Below are 18,113 nucleotides of genomic sequence, written 5' to 3' on the forward strand. Positions count from 1 at the left end.
TGACGTGCTATAAATCGTTGGCGTTACACAAACCAAGTATGAAGGGTTAACGAGATGCCTCACCTCCTGCACATCGATTCCAGCGTCCAGGGCGACCGATCCGTCAGCCGCCGGTTGACCGCGCGGGCCGCCGCCGCCTGGAAGGCCGCCCACCCCGATGGCACGGTCACCTACCGCGACCTGGGCAAGGACCCGATTCCGCACATCCACACCGGCACCGTGGGCGTGGCGATGATCCCGGCCGAGGACCGCACCCCTGAGCAGGCCGCCACCTACGCGCTGTCCGAGACGCTGATCGGTGAGGTCAAGGAGGCGGACACCGTTCTGCTCGGTCTGCCCGTCTACAACTTCGGCGCGCCCAGCAGCGTCAAGGCATGGGTCGACCACCTGATCGTTCCCGGTCTCTCCGTCGACGCCGAGACGAGGGACCCGCTGCTGACCGGCCGCGACTTCGTCGTCCTCGCCTCGCGCGGCGGCGGCTACGCCCCCGGCACCCCCCGCGAGGGCTGGGACCACGCGGAGCAGTGGCTCCCGCACGGCGTGGTCATGACCGGCCTGGTCCCGCGCTTCATCACCGCCGAGCTGACCCTCGCGCCGGTCACCCCGGCCATGTCCGAGCTGATCCCGCTCGCCGAGAAGAGCCTCGCGGCGGCGGAGGAGGCCGTCGACGCGCTGTGGCAGCCGGTGCGGGCCGCCTGATCCCTGGGGGTTCCCTGACCCCTCGGGGTTCCCTGACCCCTCAGGGTTCGCTGACCCCTCAGGGGCTCGCGGAATGACGCCCCGGCTCCACCGGCCCGGGCCACGGCTACGCCTGCGCCACCACGATGTAGAAGGTCACGGCAGCGAGGAAGGACCCTGAGGCCAGGTGGTCCAGCCAGCGACGGGCCCCTTCGACGGTGAAGTACCCGGCGGCGAGGGCCCGTTGCGTGGTCCGCTCCAGGCCGAGGACCTTGTCGGCGGCGCCGACGTCCCGGAAGGCGGGCGTCACCGGGACGACCGTCGGCACCGTGAAACCGGCCTCCGCCGCCAGCCGGGGGAGCTGCCTGCCGATCCGGGCGTTACGGATCACCTCGTCGGTCACGTACCGCGTGTAGGCGCGCGACAGTTCGTCGTCGGGGTGGTCGACGGTCAGCGTGTCCCAGTCCGGCTCGCCCAGCACCAGCCGCCCGCCGGGCCGCAGCACACGGCGGGCCTCGCGCAGCGCCCGTACGGGATCGGCGACGTGTTGCAGCACCCGGTCGGTGCGGGCGCGGTCCACGCTGCCGTCCGGCAGGGGCAGTTCGTGGACGTCACCGAGGTGGACGGTGACGGTGTCCCGGTCGGCGGTACGTTCCCTGGCGGTGTCGACGGCGACCTGGTCGTGGTCCACACCGATGACCGCGCCGGGGGCGGAGCCCGTGCCCGTACCGCTGACCGCGTCGGCGAGGGCGCCGAGGTCGGTGCCGGGGCCGCAGCCGATGTCCAGGACCGTCTGGCCGGTCCTGACATCGAGTGCGTCGAGCATGCGGCCCTTGTAGAAGCGGCCCAGGTCGGTCGCGGCGAGACGGTCGAGGTAGACGACGGAGCCGGGAGCGACGGTCTCGAAGACCGCTGAGGTCGGTGAACTCGGTGAACTCCATGAGCTCGATGAGGGCGATGAGGTCGATGACGTCATGGCGCCAGTCAACCAACCGCCCCCGCGTCGGCGGGCTCCTTCCCCCGGAGGGGCGGCTACCAGGAGATCGCGTCGTTCATCGACTGCTGCCAGTAGCTGACCTTGAGCGAGTCGTCGATGTAGGTGCCCCCGGCGGGCAGCGACGGGTGGGCGCCGGTGCCGACGCTCTCGTTGCCGGAGCGGCCGTGGAAGTAGACGTTCAGGGTCTTCACGGTGCGGCCGTGCTCAGCGCTGCCGTCGGCGGCGGCCAGGACGATGACGGCGTAGCCGGACTCACCCGGGTTCAGGGTGACGACCGCCTGCGGCTGGGACTCCTCGATGACCGGCGGCTCGGCCTGGGCGTCGGTGAACTGCACGGACGGGTACGTGTAGAGGAGGCAGGGGTTCCCGCCGGTGTTGGTGACCGTGAGCAGCATGTGGTTCACGGGACGGTTCAGCGGGGACGCGACCGTCTTGGTGTTGGAGCCCTGGCAGGTGACCGCCGTGTCCTTGGCCCCGGGCTTCTTCGGCGCGGGTGCCTTGGCCACGGGCTTCTTGGTCGAGGCGTCCGCGGCGGGCTTCGAACCGACCGGCGTGCCCCCGGCGTCCGCAGTGGTGGAGCCGGAACCGGGAGTGAGGGTCGGGGTGACCGAGGGCGAGCCGTCAGAGGAGGAGGACGAAGAGGCCGGCGAGGCGCCCTCGTCCCTGCTGCCCGACCCGTCGTCGCAGGCGGTCAGGGCGAACGCGGCGAGCGCCACGGTCGCGGCGGCGGTGACGAAGCGGGTACGGGTACGGGAGTTCCGGATGCTGGACATGTGGCGGGTGCCCCTTAGTCGTTCGGGTGGTGGTGCTGCTTGGATGACTGGAGCTTGCGGGGCAATCCGTCCCAGCCACCACCGTCGGCGGGCAGTTGGGGACGCTGGGATGGAAAAACGGGCTCTGAGCAGGGGGAACGCACATCCCCTGGAATGCGTGACTGGGACGCGGGGGGATGGAGGAACTGATGTCGGTGGCAACAGGGGCCGGTGAAACGAACGAGTTCGCGACCCTGCTGCGGCAGCTCAAGGACCGTTCGGGCCTGAGCTACGGGGCGCTGGCGAAGCGGCTGCACATGAGCACGTCGACGCTGCACCGCTACTGCAACGGCACCGCGGTGCCGAACGAGTACGCGCCGGTCGAGCGCCTGGCGCGGGTCTGCCGGGCGACGCCCGAGGAACTGATGGAGCTGCACCGCCGCTGGATCCTCGCGGACGCGGCGCGCGACCGGCGCGCGGAACAGGCCGCGGCGGCGCGGGCGGGGGCGGCAGCGGCGGCAGCGGGGGCGGCAGCGGGGGCAGCGGAGGCAGCGGCACCGGCTACGGAGCAGGCGGCGCCGTTGTCGCAAGCGGCGGAGGCGGGTGCCGGGGCCGAGACCGGGACCGGGGCCGGGGCAGAAACCGGGACCGGGGCCGAAGCCGGGACCCCGGCCAAGGCCAAGGCCGAGACCGACGGGAACGGTGACCTCGTCGTCACCGACCTGCCGCGCACGCCCGCGCCCGCACCGCCGTCACGCCGCCGCCGTCACGCCCTGATCGCGGCCGTCACCGTGGCCGCCGTCCTGGGAGCCGTGGTTCTCGCCGTGGACCGGCCCTGGGACGGCGGGAACGGCGGGGGGTCCGCCGACGGAAAACAGCGGGCCGTCGGCGCCACCGGCACCACCGCCGCCACGACCACCGGTACGGCGGCCACCGCGACGCCGCCCGCCACCCCGTCCTCGACCGCGCCGAGCCGCACCCCGTCCACCACGCCCCCGGCCACCAGGACCGGCGGGGCCGCGCCCGCCACCAGGACCGGCGACGGCGAAGGCGACGGCACGGCCCCGCCGGTCAGCGTCGACGTCCACCCCTACGTCCGCGCCGAGGAGAACCCGTGCAGCCAGCACTTCCTCGTCGACGCCGAGCCCTCGCACATGGGGCCGCCCGCCAGCGAGCAGGACTCACCGCGCTGGGCCGCCGCGTACGGCGCGGTCTCCTCCGACGAACAGCGCCTGTCCCTCACCGTCCAGGGCACCGGCTCCGAGACCGTCGTCCTGGAGGCCCTGCACGTACGGATCGTCTCCAAGGCCGCGCCGCTCGCCTGGAACGACTACGCGATGGCCGTCGGCTGCGGCGGCAATGTCGGGACGGCGGACTTCGGCGTCGACCTGGACAAGGGCAGCCCGCACCTCACCCCGGAGAACGGCCAGCGCGACTTCCCGTACAGCGTCAGTGAGTCGGACCCCGAGGTCTTCCGCGTCACCGCCACCACCAAGGCGTACGACGTCCGCTGGGACCTGCTCCTGGACTGGTCGAGCGGCACCCGCCACGGCACCCTCCACATCGACAACAAGGGCGTCCCCTTCCGTACCAGCGCCGACGTGAACCGTCCCGGCTACGACTACCCGCCCGGCTACACCGACTGGATCAAGCGGGAGGGCGGCTGAGGCGAGGCGGGGGACGACGCGGTGACGTACGGACACGGGTGACGCGGGTGACGCCGTTACCGCGTCAGTGCTCCGAAGGCGACTTCGGCCGCCCGGGCGATGAGCGCGTCGTCGCGGGTCGCGTCCTCGGCCGCGCGGCGGGACAGGACGGCGAGGACGATCGGCGCGCCCCCGCCGGGCGGCCAGGCGATGGCGATGTCGTTGCGGGTGCCGTACCCGCCGGTGCCGGTCTTGTCGCCGATCCGCCACCCGCGCGGCGCACCGGCCCTGATGGTGTGGTCCCCGGTCGTGTTGCGCACGAGCCAGTCGGTCAGCACGGCGCGCTTGTCGGCGGGGAGGGCCGTCCCGAGGACGTACGCGCGCAGGTCGGTGGCCAGGGTGCGGGGCGTGCTGGTGTCGCGGAGGTCACCGGGGACGGCGTCGCTGAGCGCGGGTTCGTACCGGTCGCAGTGGGTGACGTGGTCGCCGAGCGCGCGCAGGGCGTCCTGGAGCCGCCGGGGGCCGCCGAGTTCGCGGAAGAGAAGATTCGCGGCGGCGTTGTCGCTGTACCGGATGGCCGCGTCGCACAGGTCGCGCACGCTCATTCCGGTGGCCACGTGCTTCTCGGTGATCGGTGAGTTGCTGACGAGGTCGCCCCGGCCGTAGCGCACGACGCGGTCGAGCCGCCGCAGCGAGTTCTTCTCCAGAACGGCTCCGGCGAGCAGGGCCTTGCAGGTGGAGGCGTACGCGAAGCGTTCGTCGGAGCGGTGCGCGACGGTACGGCCGCTGCCGGTGTCGAGCGCGTGGACGCCGAGGGTGGCGTCGAACTTCTTCTCCAGGTCGGCGAAGGCGCGCCGTGTGGCGGGGTCGGCGGCGTTCGTCGCGCCCGGGGCGGGTCGCGTGGGCCCGGTGGGCCGGGCGGGCCGGGTCGCGGGCGGGGACGTCGTCGTCGGCCGCGCGCCCGACCGGGTCGGGGCGGACGTTCCGGAGCCGCCGCAGCCGGTGATCGGCACGGCCGCGATCCCGGCGAGGGTGGCGAGCGCGGAACGGCGGGAGACAGGGGCGCGGGTGTCCATGGGGTGCGGGACTCCGTTCTGGGGGGGGTGGGTTCGCAGTTCTGAAGGGGGTGGGTTCGCACCGGGGGGCCGCCGGTCGGCTCAGGAGGTGAGCCGGTCCTGGTGGCCGCGGACGGCCCACGGCGTCGGTGCGGGGGCACACCGTACGGTCGGCCCCTCGTCCCGGAGTCAAGCCCGCGACCGGGCCGTATGTCGAATATGCTCTTGATGTCGGATCGATTCACAGGCCGTATCGGCCCACGCCAGGGGGCACGGATTGCTGACGGAACGGCATCTGGAAATCTTCGTCGCGCTGGCGGAAGAGGGACACTTCGGGAGCGCCGCGCAGCGGGTCGGCATCACGCAGCCGCCGCTGTCGCAGGGCCTGCGGCGGCTGGAGGCGCTGCTCGGCGTCCGCCTCTTCGACCGCGAGCGCGGGGTGTCCCTCACCGAGGAGGGCACCCTGCTGCTCCCGCACGCCCGCCGGGCCCTGGCCGCGCTCGCGGAGCTGCGCGAGACCGGTGCCCGTGAGCAGGCCGACGGCCGCCGTCTGCGCCTCGGGCTGGCCCCCGAGGTGCCCGCGCCCCTCGCGGCCGCCGCGGCGGCCGAGGTCGCGGGCGCGCCGGTACGGACCGGTGAACGGACGCGCATCGGCGTGACGACGGCGCCGACGGCCGTACTGCTCAACGACCTCGCCGCCGGGCGGCTGGACATCGCCGTGATCCGGCACCCGTCCGTGCTGCACGGTCTCACCGCGGGCCGGGTGATCCTGCTGCCGACCTGGCTCCTCACCCCGGCCGGTCCGCACGTTTCTCACGGCGGGGGTGGGGGTGGCGGTGACGATGGCGGTGCCGGTGGCGGTGGCGCGCCGCTGCGGCTGCCCGTCGCCGTACGACCGCGGGCCGAGGCGCCCGCGGCCCACGACCTGTTCGTGGACACCCTGGCCAGCCGTGGCCGCCGGGTGGAGACGGTGGTGGTCTCCGACGAGCGCGCCGGGCTCGCACTGGTGGCGGCGGGTCAGGCGGTGCTGGTCACGGCGGACGACACGCTGACGGCCTCGGGGGTGGAGCGGCGCGCGGCGGCCGATCCGCCGCTTCCGCTGCGGCTGCGGGTGGCCTGGGATCCGCGGCGGCCGGGGGCGGGGGAGACCGCGCGGACGGCGCGGCGGTTCGAGGAGAGCCTGGCCCGTGGCATCGCGGCCCCTCACACCTCTGGGCACTCTCCGCACGGCGTCCCGGCCCGGCGGGTGGCGCCGTGAGCGGCACCCGGCACACGAGCGGGGTCGAGCGCGCCATCCGCGCCCTGTTCGACGACGCGGGCGTCCGCGGCTGGCTGCACGTGGCGGATCTGCGCCGCCCGTCCGACCAGGTGACGATCGACCCCGGTGAACGGCTGCCCATCGCCTCCGTCTACAAGGTGCCGCTGATGGCCGCCTTCTGCCGCCTCGCGGACGCCGGGCTGCTCGACCCGCGCCGCCCGGTGACGCTGGAGCCCGACGAGCGCGTCCCCGGCGCGACCGGCGTCTCCGTACTCCGCGACCCCGTCACCATGTCCCTGCGCGACCTGGTCGTCCTGATGATGACCATCTCCGACAACGCCGCGGCCGACGCCGTCCTCCGCGCGGTCGGCCCCGACGTGGTCGACGCCATGTGCCGCGAGCTGGGCATGCCCGACACCCGCGTCCACGGCGGCGCCGCCGGCACGTTCAGCCGCCTGGTCGCCGAGACGGGCGCCGCCTCCCTGGACGCGGCCCTCGCCCGCGTCGCCGACAACGACTCGGTCGCACCCCCTGGCGTGTACGACCCGGCCTTCACGGCGTCCGGCACCCCCGCCGACATCGCCGTCCTGCTCCGCGCGATCTGGACCGATGAGGCCGCCTCCGCCGCCCGTTGCGCCTTCATGCGCGACGTCATGCGCCGACAGCCCTGGACCCACCGCCTCGCCTCGGGCTTCCCCTACGACGACATCACCGTCTACGGCAAAACCGGCACCTTCGGCTCACTGCGCCACGAGGCGGGCGTCGTCGAATTCCCCGACGGCACCGCCTACACCGCCGTCGTCTTCACCCAGGCCGCCCGCTCCGACACCAAACTCCCGCGCGCCGACGCCGTCATCGGCACGGCGGCGCGACTGGCGGTGGAAGCACTACGCGCCACCCGCACCACCTGACCGCCCCCGGCCCCGGCCCGTTCACGCCCGCTTGCCGCACGCGAACAGCGCTGCCTCGACCTGGTCCGGGAGCACCCCACGTCGCTCGGCGTACGCGCACACCCCCTCCAGGTACCGCTCGTACTGGAGCGGGGTCCACCCGTTGTTCGGCCACCCGCCGTCCACAAGCCCGGCCTTCCGGAGGGCGCGGGAGACCACGCTGTCCAGGATGAGCGGTCGCGGATCGGCTCCCCCGTCGTGTCCCGCGAAGTAAAGAACCTTGGTGAAGAAGGCCGGTCCCAGAAAGCGAATCCGCTGGCCGCTCTTCAAGGCCCGGTACGCCTCGACAGGGCCGTGCGTGCGGAGCGTGCCGAGTGCCGCGGTCAGCCGGGCGTCGATGTCCGCGGCGGCCGCGGGATCCGCGAAGATCCTCGCCCGTCTGTCCACCGTCAACGCTTTGGTGCCCGATCCCCACACCAAAGAGGCGACCAGCAGATGCCGACGCCCCTCCACGCTGTCGGCGCTTTCGGCGACGCGGAAGACGGTCCTGCGGTCCACCCGCTGCCAGCGTCCGTCCCGCGGACACGCGTCGAGCGCGACCGGCCACCATGCCGGATCCGGCAAACGGGATATCCAGCGGTCGCGGTCGAAGGGAATCGCCTGGGCGAGGACCGCCTCGCGGTCGGGCACGTCGCAATCATCAGGAAAAGGGACCATATCGGCCCGCACGCTACCGTCAACTCCCCCCGTTCGCGCAGGCTTTGCCCTCATCCACCCGAGTCGTCACCCCGCACGCGTGAGACGGTGAACGACGGAGGATGGAGCGCGAGCGGTGAGGGACCGGGCCCGGGGCGGGTCCGCGGTCTTCGGTGTGCACGTGTGCTGGATGCGCATGAGTGGCAGCCATGCCAGATTCCACTCTCCGCCAACGCCGCCGCCACGATCGTGGACATCAGCGAACTTCGTCATTCCGCACGGTTGCCGCCCTGAGGTGCGGGGGGGGTGCTCTGCTGCGGAGAGCGGCCGTGCAGACGTGAACGGGGACTTGCGCAGCTAACCCCGTCGGTGCCAGGCGCACCTGCCTTCGACAAAACTGCATGTCAGAGTGGGGTTGCGCGGCTTACCCCCGCGTGCCCCACAGTCCTGTCCGACAACGAACGGATAGGAGAAAAAGCATGCCCTCCATGAAGACTTCCCGCCGTCGGGAGAAGCAGGACAAGCGCCGCGCATACGTCGATCTGACTGTCGGCCGGACCCGCCTCACCGTGCCGAGGGGCACCGCCCGCCGCGCCGTACGAACCGTCAAAGCGGGCGTCACACGCGTCGGGGCGTGCTGCATCTTTCTGGTGCTGGCGCACCTGATCTCGCAGCGTTGAAACTAGCCCGGCCCCCGGAGACGCACCACGTTTCCGGGGGCCGGGCAACTTCAGGCGGTTCGCGTGCGAGGAGTCGGCCGGGGCCGGCCGGGCATCGGCCACCAGGGCTGCGACTCGCTCGCAATGCGCGAGTGACCCGCCCCCTCAGCGAGGACCGGTCGTCGGGGAAGAGACGAGGGTCATGCGGCCAGGCCGGCGATGCGCTTCGTCACTTCCTTGACCCAAGGCTCGGTGCGGTGAGGTGCGAAGCCGCAACGGACTTCCTGGAGGCATTCGATGCCGCGTTGGGAGTGGGTGCGCTGGTCGATCAGGAAGCTGTCGCTCCTGCGACCGCCAAGGGGGCCTCGTACTCATCAGACCTGAAGATCACTTCAACGCTGATGAGCGGCGGCCAGACCGGGCGCGACCCGGCCGGTGAGCAGGTCGGCGAAGTCGTGGAGCGTCTCGGCCGCCCGACCGTCGGTGGCGACGATCTCCCACCGACGTGGCACCGACGTCGTGTCAGGAAACGTCATTCGTCCGCCCCCCTAAGGCGAATGCCCAGGCACACGGCCCACACCATCTTGCCGACACCGTCCCGGTCGCTCACTCCCCACTCCCCGCCGGTCAGGGCGTCGACCAGGTCGAGGCCGCGCCCGGACTCCGCGCTCGCCGACGCCCGGACGCGCTCAGGCTTGCCCGAGCCGGCGTCGTGCACCTCGATCCGTACCGACAGGAGGGCGGGCGGCCACGCTCTCTCCACAAGGGGACGGCATCCGGCGGGAGCTGACGGCACGACAGAAGACATCACACGCCCCTCCGGTAACCGAACAGGTGGCGGCTAGGGTTCTGCACGTCAGCGCTCCTTCGCAGCGTCGGCCATGCCCGGGGCCGCGATCACGGTCGCCGGGGTTCCATGAGCCAGACTTACGAAGCGCTGAGTGCGACAACAGTGACGCAGCGTCCCACTTTGGCGACGCTAATCAGCGACGCCCAGGAACTCGGCCAACGGCCGCAGCCCCGCGGGGTGATTGGGGAGCGCCCACAGGTCGCGCACGATGGCGACGGCCAGGGTGTGGTGCTGCATCCAGGTCGGCGCGACGCGGCGCAACGATTCCAGCGTCTTGACGGCCCCGGGCGCGTCCCCCATGTCCGAGTGCGCTCGGGCGACATCGAGGAGGAGCCACGTCCGCCATGAGGGAGGCGTGTCCTTGGACAGGCGCATGCCCTTGGCCAGGGTCAGAGCGTCGGCGGCGTGCCCGTACTGGACTGCCAGGCGGACGCGTTCGATGCGAACCGACGACGGGCTGAAGACGCTGATCATGCGATTGTCGCTGCCATCGGGCAGCTTGGAGACCCGCGCGGCCTCCGCCTCGGCCGTTTCCATCATCGCCGCCGCCCGGTCGTAGTCGCCGCTTCTCGCGGCGGACGTGGCGGCGCTCATGGTCAGTGCGCCCCACACCTTGAGCCCGTCGGCCGTGGCGGTGTGCTCGGCCTTCTTCATGGCGTCGGCGGCACCGAGCGCGATGCCCAGTGCGTCCTCCAGGCGGCCCTGCCGTTGGTAGGTCCACGCCATCGAGTTGACGATCATCGGCACGAGCAGCGGATCGCAGGACTGCTCGGCAGCCCCTATGGCACGTTCCAGACTCGTCAACGCCAAGTCCGTCTTGCCCATCCGGACGGCGACGTGTCCGCCGAGTTGCAGTGCCTTGCCAAGCGCCGCGAACCCAGCCGCACGGTCGTCGTCCCCGCCGGAGACCGAGGCGGAACGGGCCTGCGAGATCAGGGCCGGGAGCGCCTCCATCACGGCGTCGAATTCCGCTGCGTGATATCGCGTCCACGCGTCAGCGATCCGATCCCACAGGCCGCTCACGGAGAAGTCCGGACCGGTGGGATCCGGCGACGGCCCCCAGAGCACAGGCACGATCGCACGGCGCACGGCGACGAAGCGTGGTCCGTCGGTCTCGCCCGAGGCGACGGCCGGCGGATCACCGAGGAGCGTGGTCAGCTCCACACCCAGACCATTCGCCAGCGCGTGGAGAGTCGGAAGCCGCGCGGAATGCTTGCGTCCCTGTTCGAGCTGGCGGATCACGTCCACCGAGACGTTCGAACGCTCCGCCAACTCCTCCTGCGTGAGATCGGCCAAGCGACGCAACCGCCGCAGCGTACGCCCCAGATCTTCCTTCGCCACGCCATCACGGTACGCCCTGGCTCGTCCTCGACCTGTGCGTCCTGAACATGGCAAGGGCCATAGCGGAGAAGGCCGAACGTAAGGCACGGGAGGTCGGCGGCCCCGGGGCGGGCCGCGACCGCATGTGGACTAAATGTGCACCGCACGCCAGCGGCCCCCTCGCCCGGACCGGGCAAGGGGGCCGCTGAACTGCGGGAACGCTGTGGAGCCTAGGAGATTCGAACTCCTGACATCTGCCTTGCAAAGGCAGCGCTCTACCAACTGAGCTAAGGCCCCGCTACGGGAGACAGCGTACCGGTTCCGGGGGCGGGGGCCGAACGGGTATGGGGGTGGGTCCGTAGGATGGGTTTGCTGGATTCGCGGGAGCAAATTGGGAGCGCGTATGGATGCGTCGGCGCAGGACTCGGCACGTCGCGCGCAGGAGGCGAGGGAGTTGCAGCGGGGCTGGTACGGGGAGCCGTTGGGGGATCTGTTCAGGCGGCTGCTGGCGGACCTGGGGCTGAACCAGGCGCGGCTGGCGGCGGTGCTGGGGCTGTCGGCTCCGATGCTGTCGCAGCTCATGAGCGGGCAGCGGGCGAAGATCGGGAATCCGGCGGTGGTGCAGCGGTTGCAGGCGTTGCAGGAGCTGGCGTGGCAGGTGGCGGAGGGCCGGACGGGGGCGATCGAGGCCGCGGCGCGGATGGACGAGATCCGGGAGCTGGCCGGGTCGTCGGTGCTGGGCGGGACGACGACGCACTCGGCGGCCGGGGAGCTCCCGGCGGCGCCCGCGCGGCAGGTGGTGCGGGGCATCCAGGACGTGCTGCGGTCGGTCGCGTCCGCGCAGGAGATCGAGCGGGCGGCGCACTCCCTCGCGCCCGCCCACCCGCAACTGGCAGAGTTCCTTCGTGTGTACGGCGCCGGGCGGACCGGTGAGGCGGTCGCGCACTACGAGGCGCATCAGGACTGAGGGGAGGGGCGCGCACCATGGGTGAGGTCTTCGCGGGCCGGTACGAACTGGTGGACCCGATCGGCCGCGGCGGCGTGGGCGCGGTCTGGCGCTCGTGGGACCGCCGCAGGCGCCGCTACGTGGCCGCCAAGGTCCTCCAGCAGAGCGACGCGCACGCGCTGCTGCGTTTCGTCCGCGAACAGGCGATGCGGATCGACCACCCCCATGTGCTGGCCCCGGCGAGCTGGGCGGCCGACGACGACAAGGTGCTGTTCACCATGGACCTGGTGCACGGCGGCTCGCTGTCGCACCTGATCGGCGACTACGGGCCGCTGCCGCCGCACTATGTGTGCGTGCTGCTCGACCAGTTGCTGTCCGGGCTGACCGCCGTGCACGCCGAGGGCGTCGTCCACCGCGACATCAAGCCCGCGAACATCCTGCTGGAGGCGACCGGCACCGGCACCCCGCACCTGCGCTTGTCGGACTTCGGCATAGCCATGCGCAAGGGCGAGCCGCGGCTGACCGAGACGGACTACGTGGTCGGCACGCCCGGCTACTTCGCGCCGGAGCAGATGCTCGGCGCCGAGCCCGACGTCCCCGCCGACCTCTACGCGGTGGGCCTGGTCGCGCTCTATCTGCTGGGCGGGCAGAAGCCGGACGCGCAGGCGATCTCGGAGCGCTTCCTGACGATGGGCATGCCGCCCGCGCCCGTGGGGGTGCCGGAGCCGCTGTGGCAGGTCATCGGCGCGCTGCTGCAACCCGACCCGCGGGCCAGATTCCGTACGGCCAACGGCGCGCGCAAGGCGCTGGCCGCCGCCGTGGAGCTGATCGGGGAACCGGCCGCGGGCGACGAACCGGTGGAGGTCTTCGACCAGATCGGCCCGCTGCCCGAGGGCTTCGGCCCGGACGGCCCGCTGCCCGCCAAGTCCTCGCAGTCCGCGGAACGCGCGAGGCACGCGGGGCCCGCGGAACCGGAACCCGCCGCGCCCGCCGCCCCGGCCCTCCCGGAACCGGCCCGCGCCCTCACCACCGGCTTCCCCCTCGCCGCCCCGCAGACGGCCACCCCGCAGACAGTCGGCCCGCAGGCAGCCGCCCCGCAGACAACGGCCCCCGCCCCCGTACAGCCGGTCACCCACACCAGGACCCGCGCGGAGCCGTACACCCCCGCCCAGCCGCTCCCCCCGGCCGCGCCCATCGCCCGTACCGCCCCGACGCGCCCGCTGCCCGACCCGGCGGCCACCGGCCCGGCCGCCGCGGACCCCGCGGCCGGTCACAGCGCCGGTACGGTCTCGGCCCACCTCCCGGTCCGCGCGCCCACGCCGGGCCCTTCGGCCAAGGTGGTCGTGCCGGTCCTCGTCGTCGCCGTCCTGTGCTTCGTCGTCGGCATCCTGGCCCTGCTGGCCTCCTAGAGCCGCCGTGCCTCCGCGCGGAAACGGGTAACAGCCGCCCTCCAGGAGAGCGACTATTACCGGCATCCGTACAAGAACCCGTCCAAGAACCCGTCCAAGAACCCGTCCGAGAACCCGTACAGGACACCCGTTACCAGGCAGGCGGCGGCCCGTACCCCGGCTGCGGCGGCACCGCGTCCGCCGTCCGCGCCGCCCGTCGCCGCGCGGCGACGAACCACACCACGAGCGTGAGCAGCAGCACCGTCCCGGCGCCCATGGCGCCGAAGGCGAGGAAGCGCAGCCCCGAACTGCCGGACGACCCGGACGACCCGGTGCCCGAGCCGTTCGCCGCCGAGACGTCGTGCGCGCTGACGCCGATGCCGGCCGCGCCCGGATCACCGTCGTACGCGGGCGCGGGCAGCGCCTCGCCCTTGACGTCCACCCGCAAGGTGACCGGCACCGCGCCCGTCACCGCCTTGGCCACATCGGGGTGCACGGTGACCGCGAAGTAGTACCAGCCCGCGTACCGCACCCGGACCACATCGGTGGCGCTGCCCGCCCTGTTGGCGTACGACACCGGCGCCAGCCGCTCGTTCAGCGAGGTCGGCGCGCCGGAGTAGGAGTGGTCGACGGAGTCGATCAGCTCGCGGACCGGGCTGTACGCCGTCAGCCGCACGCCCTGACCGATGTACGTGGCGCTGTCGCCGTTGGCCGGAGCGCTGGAGAAGTCCGAGAAGACGGTGGCCTGCTGGCCCCAGTCGACCGGGACCTTGTAGAAGCGCGTCTCGCCCGGCAGCACCTTGTCCTTCCAGATGCCGGTCTTGACGGCCGCCGCCGTCTCGAAGCTCGGGCCGCCGCGGGCCTGTCGCGGCGTGCCCGCGGTCAGCGGGGTCGGCGACGCGGAGCCGAAGTTCGGCGCGGGCTGCGCCGTCGTCCCGGCCTTCAGCGCGGGTTCGAGGACGAAGCGCAGCTCCAGCGGCCACGCGCCGGGGTCGGACGTGCCCGCGCTCGTCCGGTGCACCGACAGCGTGTACTGGTTGGCCTCCTGGCAGGACATGCCGACACCCGCCAGCCGCGCGACCGCCGAGCCGATCGGCCGGGTCGCGTCGTCGTCACGGAAGTTGGCGTCCCGGCTGTCGCAGGTGGTGCCGTCCGCGCTCTGGAGTTCAAGCTCCAGCCCGTCGTTGTACGCCACCCGCGAGCCGGTCGGCGGCAGCGCGAAGGCCGAGGCGTACGCCGAGGACGTGGCGTCGAGCGTGATCCCGTACATCCGGGTCTCGTTCGGCTTGATCATGTCCCGGTACGTGGTCGCGGCCTTCAACGGCGGCGCGTCAGCCGTGGTCTGCGCCCCCGAGACGGCGGTGCCCTCCGGCTTCCAGGTGGCCGGGGCCTCGGTCGGGACCCCCGTGGAACCGGCCGAGGACGACCCCGACGCGGAGGACGGGGGCGCGGACGGTGACGCCGTGTCGGCCGCCGCCTGCCCCTGGAGCGCGGCGAGCGCGAGCACGCCCGCCGCCGCGGTGAACGTCAGTTGGCGCTTCATGCCCCACCCCTGTAGTCGTCGCCGGACTGAGTGCCCGGTTGAGTGCCGGACTGTGTGCCCGGCTGTGGGCCCGGTTGAGTGCCGGTCTGTGTGCTCGTGTGTGTGCCGGTCCGAGTGCCCGTCTGAGGGCCGACCAGCGTGTCGGCCTGCGCACGGAACCGCTGACGGGCCCCGGCGCGGCGGATCAGCGCCGCCACCCCGACCCCGGCCAGCGCCACGGCGCCGCCCGTCCCCGCCGCGAGCAGGTCCTTGCCCGTGACCGAGCCGATGCCGGACCCCGCAGCGGAGCCCGTACCGTCACCGTCACCGTCACCCGCGGCCCGGCCCTTCGTACCGCCGTCGGCGCCGCTCGCGCCGTTCCGGTCGCCGCCCTGCCGGGCCAGCTTCGGCGCCTGGTACTCGGGGCCCGCCAGCTCGTCACCGGTGACCGCGACCCGCAGGATGACGCCGACAGCGGCGTTCTTGGCCAACTGCGCCGCGTTCGGGCCGAGTCCGACCGCGATCCAGTAGTCGCCCGCGCTGTGCACGGTGTCGGCCGGGTCGCCGACCGTCCACCGGTTGGTCCAGGTCACCGGGACCGTACCGAGGCCGACCGACAGCGGCTTGCCGAAGTACGAGCGCTCGCCGCGGGCGTCGGAGGCGCTCTCGATCGGGAGCCTGCCGGGCGCGAAGGCCGAGGTGGTGACGAAGGTGGACGCGTGGGACGAGGAGTCGTCCAGGACCGGCTCGTTGGCGAATTCCGCCGCGTAGGTGAGCTGCTGGCCCCAGCCGAGGTGGACCTTGTAGTAGCGGGTCTGGCCGGGCAGCAGGTGGTCCCGCCAGACGCCGGTGCCGACCCGTGCGGCGTCGTTGAAGCCGGTGCCGCCGACGACGTCCTTGGGCGTGCCGGTGACGGGCGCGGGCGCGGTCCCGTAGTCGGTCCGCGCGGCGGCCGGTGTGGTGCCCGCGGGCAGCGGCGCCTCGGCGTCCAGCCGCAGTTCGACCGGCCAGCGGCTCCGGTCGGAGGCGGGCGCGCTCGTCCGGTGCACCGACAGCAGGTAGCGGCCCGCCTTGTCGCAGTCGTCCTTGTGGTCGGCGGACGGCACCCGGCTGACCGCGCCGGTCAGCGTCATCGCGCCCTCGTTCTGCCCGAAGTGCGCGGACTGCGTGTCGCAGGAGTAGGCGTACTTGCCCGTCCCCGTGAGCTTCAGCTCCAGGCCGTCGCCGTAGGTGACCGGCACGCCCGGCTGCGGGGCCGCGGTGACCGACGCGTCGGCGGTCGAGACGCCGTCCAGCGTGGCGGCGTACCAGCGCGTCTCGCCGGGGCCGATGGTGTCGAGGTACTGGCCGGTGCTGATCGAGGCGGCGTGCTCCGCCGAGTCGCCGCCGGTGATCCGGGTGCCCTCGAAGCGGTACGCGTCCGCGCTCAGTTGGGAGGCGCGCACGAGCTGGCGGGCGAGCGAGGCGGCGTCGGGCGCGTCGTAGTACGAGCCGTGCCCGGCGCGGGCGACGCACTCCAGCTCGTCGCGGGCCGCGCCCTTGACCTGGAAGCCGACCGTGTTGATCCGCAGGTCGATGCCGTCCTTGCCGTCGCCCGCGAGCCGCGCGGCCACGTCGCACGGCTTGGGCGCCCCGCAGTTGGACTCGCCGTCCGAGATCAGCAGGATCGTGCGCCGCCCGTCGGCGGGCAGGTCGTCGGCCGCCTTGGTGAGCGCGAGCGCCGTCGGGGTGTCCCCCTTGGGCTGTACGGCGTCCACCGCGCGCTTGACGGCGTCCCGGTCGAGCGGGGTGACCGGCTTGGCGAGCGAGGTGTCGTCGCAGCCGTGCGGCTTGCCCGCGCCGTAGACCCGCAGTCCGGTCGGGTAGCCGTCCGGCAGCGAGTCCACGACGGAGCCGACGGCCTTGCGGGCCGAGGCGATCCGGGTGCTGCCCGAGCCGTCGGGGCCCGCCATCGAGCCGGAGGAGTCCAGCACCATGATCAGGCTGCCGTCCTGGCCGGCGGCCGGGGCGGCGGGTGCGGCCGGGGCCGCGGCGGCGGTTCCCGCGCCGGTCAGCACGGCCGCGCAGGCCAGGAGCAGCGCCCCGAGCAGCGCGGCGGTGGCGGCTGCCCGCCCCGGTGGTGGTCGTCGTTCCATGCCGTCACATCCCCCTCGCTCCACTCCATTTGCAAGAGCAAACCTAAGGATTTGCTCAGGCAAACTCAAGCGGTTCCTGTCACGGTCCCGCAACAGCCGAGCCGGGCTCGCCCACCCGCCCCGGCAGCGGCCAAGTCCCCCGACCCACCCCCACGGCCCCCGGAAACAGCGAAGCCCCGGCGGCACTCACCCATGAGTGCGGCCGGGGCCCGAAGACAGTACGTACGGTTCACACGGTCGTGCTGGATCCCGCCGGAACCGTGTCGGTGGCTTCGGTCCACAGGTCCTGCTCGGCGCGGTCCGCCTGAATCTGTCGGTATACGAACAGTCCGGCGACGGCGGCCAGGGCGACCAGGAGAAACTTCTTCATCGCGTGACCTCCTCCTTGATTCCGTGGGGAGAGCTTCTGACGCGCCCGACTATACACAGCGGCCGATACCGAACGGTGACCTGTGCGGCCTTTCGTTCTACCCTCAACAGCGCGGCCTCACACCCCCCGTACACACCGAAGGCCCCCAACCGACTTGCGGTTGGGGGCCTTCACGCGGTGGGGCTACCAGGACTTGAACCTGGGGCCTCTTCCTTATCAGGGAAGCGCTCTAACCGTCTGAGCTATAGCCCCGCGCTGCACCGAAAGATTAGCGCACCCTGGGCCATGTCCCAAAATCGGTATCCGCCGCCCCGACCTGCCGCCCTGACGGACGGCTACTCGTCCTCCGCCAGCGTCAGCTCGACACCGCCGACGAAGCCCGCCGAGAGGTTGTAGACGAAGGCGCCGAGCGTGGCCAGCGCGGTGGCCAGGATGACGTCGATCACGGCGATCACACAGGTGATGACCATCACCCGGGAGAGCGACAGGAACGACACCAGGTCGAAGCCGCCGCTGCCGCCCTGCTCGGACGTGGTGGCCTCGCTGATGGTGTCGCCGACGGTGCTGAAGACGCCGATCGCGTCCAGCACCATCCACAGCACCGCCACGGCGATGATCGTGCAGATGCCCAGTGCGATGGAGAGCAGGAAGCTCACCTTCATCACCGACCAGGGATCGGCCTTGGCGATCCGCAGCCGCGCCTTGCGGGTGCGCGGCACCGACCGGGCCGCGGGACGCGGCCTGCGCACCCCCGCGGCGGCGGGCGAACCCGGCGTCGGCGGAGGTGTGGCGGGTGCCGGCGGCGCGTACGCCTGCGCCGGCTGGTGCGGCGGCGGCTGACGCGTGTCAGTCACGGTGTATCCCCCCTCTTGCGGGCCGTTGAGGTTGGCCGAGCCATGGGCACCCCCGGTCCTGCCCGCCCCACCTGCGGCGCCCGTGGCTCCACTCACG

The 18,113-nt window shown here is 72.7% G+C and carries 18 protein-coding genes and 2 tRNA genes; 7 read left to right on the plus strand and 13 right to left on the minus strand.

The features are described from left to right. Positions 1-54: 54 nt before the first annotated feature. Complete coding sequence (locus ACIO6U_RS11605) at positions 55-699, plus strand: NAD(P)H-dependent oxidoreductase (protein WP_355336689.1); 645 nt, start codon at positions 55-57, stop codon at positions 697-699. A gap of 106 nt (positions 700-805) precedes the next feature. On the opposite strand, the gene ACIO6U_RS11610 is transcribed toward ACIO6U_RS11605, so the two are convergent. Together ACIO6U_RS11610 and ACIO6U_RS11615 are read right to left on the minus strand one after the other, a co-directional pair. Beyond that, the gene (locus ACIO6U_RS11610) at positions 806-1,654 is read right to left on the minus strand and encodes a methyltransferase domain-containing protein (protein WP_401717824.1); all 849 of its coding nucleotides are present in this window, start codon (positions 1,652-1,654) and stop codon (positions 806-808) included. A gap of 56 nt (positions 1,655-1,710) precedes the next feature. Further along, complete coding sequence (locus ACIO6U_RS11615; RefSeq protein ID WP_401717827.1) at positions 1,711-2,448, minus strand: DUF4232 domain-containing protein; 738 nt, start codon at positions 2,446-2,448, stop codon at positions 1,711-1,713. A gap of 188 nt (positions 2,449-2,636) precedes the next feature. Between ACIO6U_RS11615 and ACIO6U_RS11620 the strand changes: the two genes are divergently transcribed. Then, positions 2,637-4,094, plus strand: coding sequence for a helix-turn-helix domain-containing protein (locus tag ACIO6U_RS11620; RefSeq protein WP_401717830.1), 1,458 nt, complete (start codon positions 2,637-2,639; stop codon positions 4,092-4,094). A gap of 56 nt (positions 4,095-4,150) precedes the next feature. On the opposite strand, the gene bla is transcribed toward ACIO6U_RS11620, so the two are convergent. Next, positions 4,151-5,149 (minus strand): class A beta-lactamase, encoded by a 999-nt coding sequence (gene bla, locus ACIO6U_RS11625; protein ID WP_401717833.1) that lies wholly within the window; start codon positions 5,147-5,149, stop codon positions 4,151-4,153. 256 nt (positions 5,150-5,405) lie between these two features. On the opposite strand from bla, the gene ACIO6U_RS11630 reads away from it, so the two are divergent. Continuing rightward, on the plus strand, positions 5,406-6,386 hold the full coding sequence (locus tag ACIO6U_RS11630; RefSeq protein ID WP_401717836.1) for a LysR family transcriptional regulator: 981 nt from the start codon (positions 5,406-5,408) through the stop codon (positions 6,384-6,386). Continuing rightward, positions 6,383-7,297, plus strand: coding sequence for a serine hydrolase (locus ACIO6U_RS11635; protein WP_391158777.1), 915 nt, complete (start codon positions 6,383-6,385; stop codon positions 7,295-7,297). The genes ACIO6U_RS11630 and ACIO6U_RS11635 overlap by 4 nt, the downstream gene beginning before the upstream one ends. 21 nt (positions 7,298-7,318) lie before the next feature. On the opposite strand, the gene ACIO6U_RS11640 is transcribed toward ACIO6U_RS11635, so the two are convergent. Next, on the minus strand, positions 7,319-7,966 hold the full coding sequence (locus ACIO6U_RS11640; protein WP_391041995.1) for a hypothetical protein: 648 nt from the start codon (positions 7,964-7,966) through the stop codon (positions 7,319-7,321). Positions 7,967-8,451: 485 nt separating this feature from the next. Here ACIO6U_RS11640 and ACIO6U_RS11645 point away from each other — a divergent pair, with 485 nt between their 5' ends. Beyond that, complete coding sequence (locus tag ACIO6U_RS11645; RefSeq protein WP_401717839.1) at positions 8,452-8,652, plus strand: hypothetical protein; 201 nt, start codon at positions 8,452-8,454, stop codon at positions 8,650-8,652. A 371-nt stretch (positions 8,653-9,023) separates the two neighbouring features. Here the strand turns inward: ACIO6U_RS11645 and ACIO6U_RS11650 are convergent, their stop codons facing one another. From ACIO6U_RS11650 to ACIO6U_RS11665, 4 genes are all read right to left on the minus strand, one after another. Beyond that, the gene (locus tag ACIO6U_RS11650) at positions 9,024-9,167 is read right to left on the minus strand and encodes a hypothetical protein (protein WP_401717842.1); all 144 of its coding nucleotides are present in this window, start codon (positions 9,165-9,167) and stop codon (positions 9,024-9,026) included. Then, positions 9,164-9,394: a hypothetical protein gene (locus ACIO6U_RS11655; RefSeq protein ID WP_401717845.1), complete on the minus strand. Its 231-nt coding sequence runs from the start codon at positions 9,392-9,394 to the stop codon at positions 9,164-9,166. The genes ACIO6U_RS11650 and ACIO6U_RS11655 overlap by 4 nt, the downstream gene beginning before the upstream one ends. Positions 9,395-9,610: 216 nt before the next feature. Then, on the minus strand, positions 9,611-10,822 hold the full coding sequence (locus ACIO6U_RS11660) for a helix-turn-helix domain-containing protein (RefSeq protein WP_401717848.1): 1,212 nt from the start codon (positions 10,820-10,822) through the stop codon (positions 9,611-9,613). Positions 10,823-11,025: 203 nt separating this feature from the next. Continuing rightward, positions 11,026-11,098: transfer RNA gene (locus ACIO6U_RS11665), tRNA-Ala, on the minus strand. 106 nt (positions 11,099-11,204) lie between these two features. Between ACIO6U_RS11665 and ACIO6U_RS11670 the strand changes: the two genes are divergently transcribed. Then, positions 11,205-11,768 carry a DNA-binding protein gene (locus ACIO6U_RS11670; protein ID WP_355336678.1) on the plus strand — a complete coding sequence of 188 codons (564 nt, stop codon included), beginning with the start codon at positions 11,205-11,207 and terminating at the stop codon, positions 11,766-11,768. A 17-nt stretch (positions 11,769-11,785) separates the two neighbouring features. Further along, positions 11,786-13,156 carry a serine/threonine-protein kinase gene (locus tag ACIO6U_RS11675; protein WP_401717851.1) on the plus strand — a complete coding sequence of 457 codons (1,371 nt, stop codon included), beginning with the start codon at positions 11,786-11,788 and terminating at the stop codon, positions 13,154-13,156. Between the two features lie 130 nt (positions 13,157-13,286). Here ACIO6U_RS11675 and ACIO6U_RS11680 read toward each other — a convergent pair whose 3' ends face one another. From ACIO6U_RS11680 to ACIO6U_RS11700, 5 genes are all read right to left on the minus strand, one after another. Then, complete coding sequence (locus tag ACIO6U_RS11680) at positions 13,287-14,678, minus strand: hypothetical protein (RefSeq protein ID WP_401717854.1); 1,392 nt, start codon at positions 14,676-14,678, stop codon at positions 13,287-13,289. Further along, the gene (locus ACIO6U_RS11685) at positions 14,675-16,792 is read right to left on the minus strand and encodes a VWA domain-containing protein (RefSeq protein WP_401717857.1); all 2,118 of its coding nucleotides are present in this window, start codon (positions 16,790-16,792) and stop codon (positions 14,675-14,677) included. Before ACIO6U_RS11685 ends, ACIO6U_RS11680 begins: the two co-directional genes overlap by 4 nt. Positions 16,793-17,021: 229 nt before the next feature. Beyond that, on the minus strand, positions 17,022-17,162 hold the full coding sequence (locus tag ACIO6U_RS11690; protein WP_223187219.1) for a DLW-39 family protein: 141 nt from the start codon (positions 17,160-17,162) through the stop codon (positions 17,022-17,024). A gap of 178 nt (positions 17,163-17,340) precedes the next feature. Further along, a tRNA-Ile gene (locus tag ACIO6U_RS11695) sits at positions 17,341-17,414 on the minus strand. 83 nt (positions 17,415-17,497) lie between these two features. Next, complete coding sequence (locus ACIO6U_RS11700; RefSeq protein WP_391042007.1) at positions 17,498-18,112, minus strand: DUF3566 domain-containing protein; 615 nt, start codon at positions 18,110-18,112, stop codon at positions 17,498-17,500. Position 18,113: the final 1 nt, after the last annotated feature.

The organism is Streptomyces sp. NPDC087422, from assembly GCF_044744145.1.
In the GTDB taxonomy this organism is placed as follows: Bacteria; Actinomycetota; Actinomycetes; order Streptomycetales; family Streptomycetaceae; genus Actinacidiphila.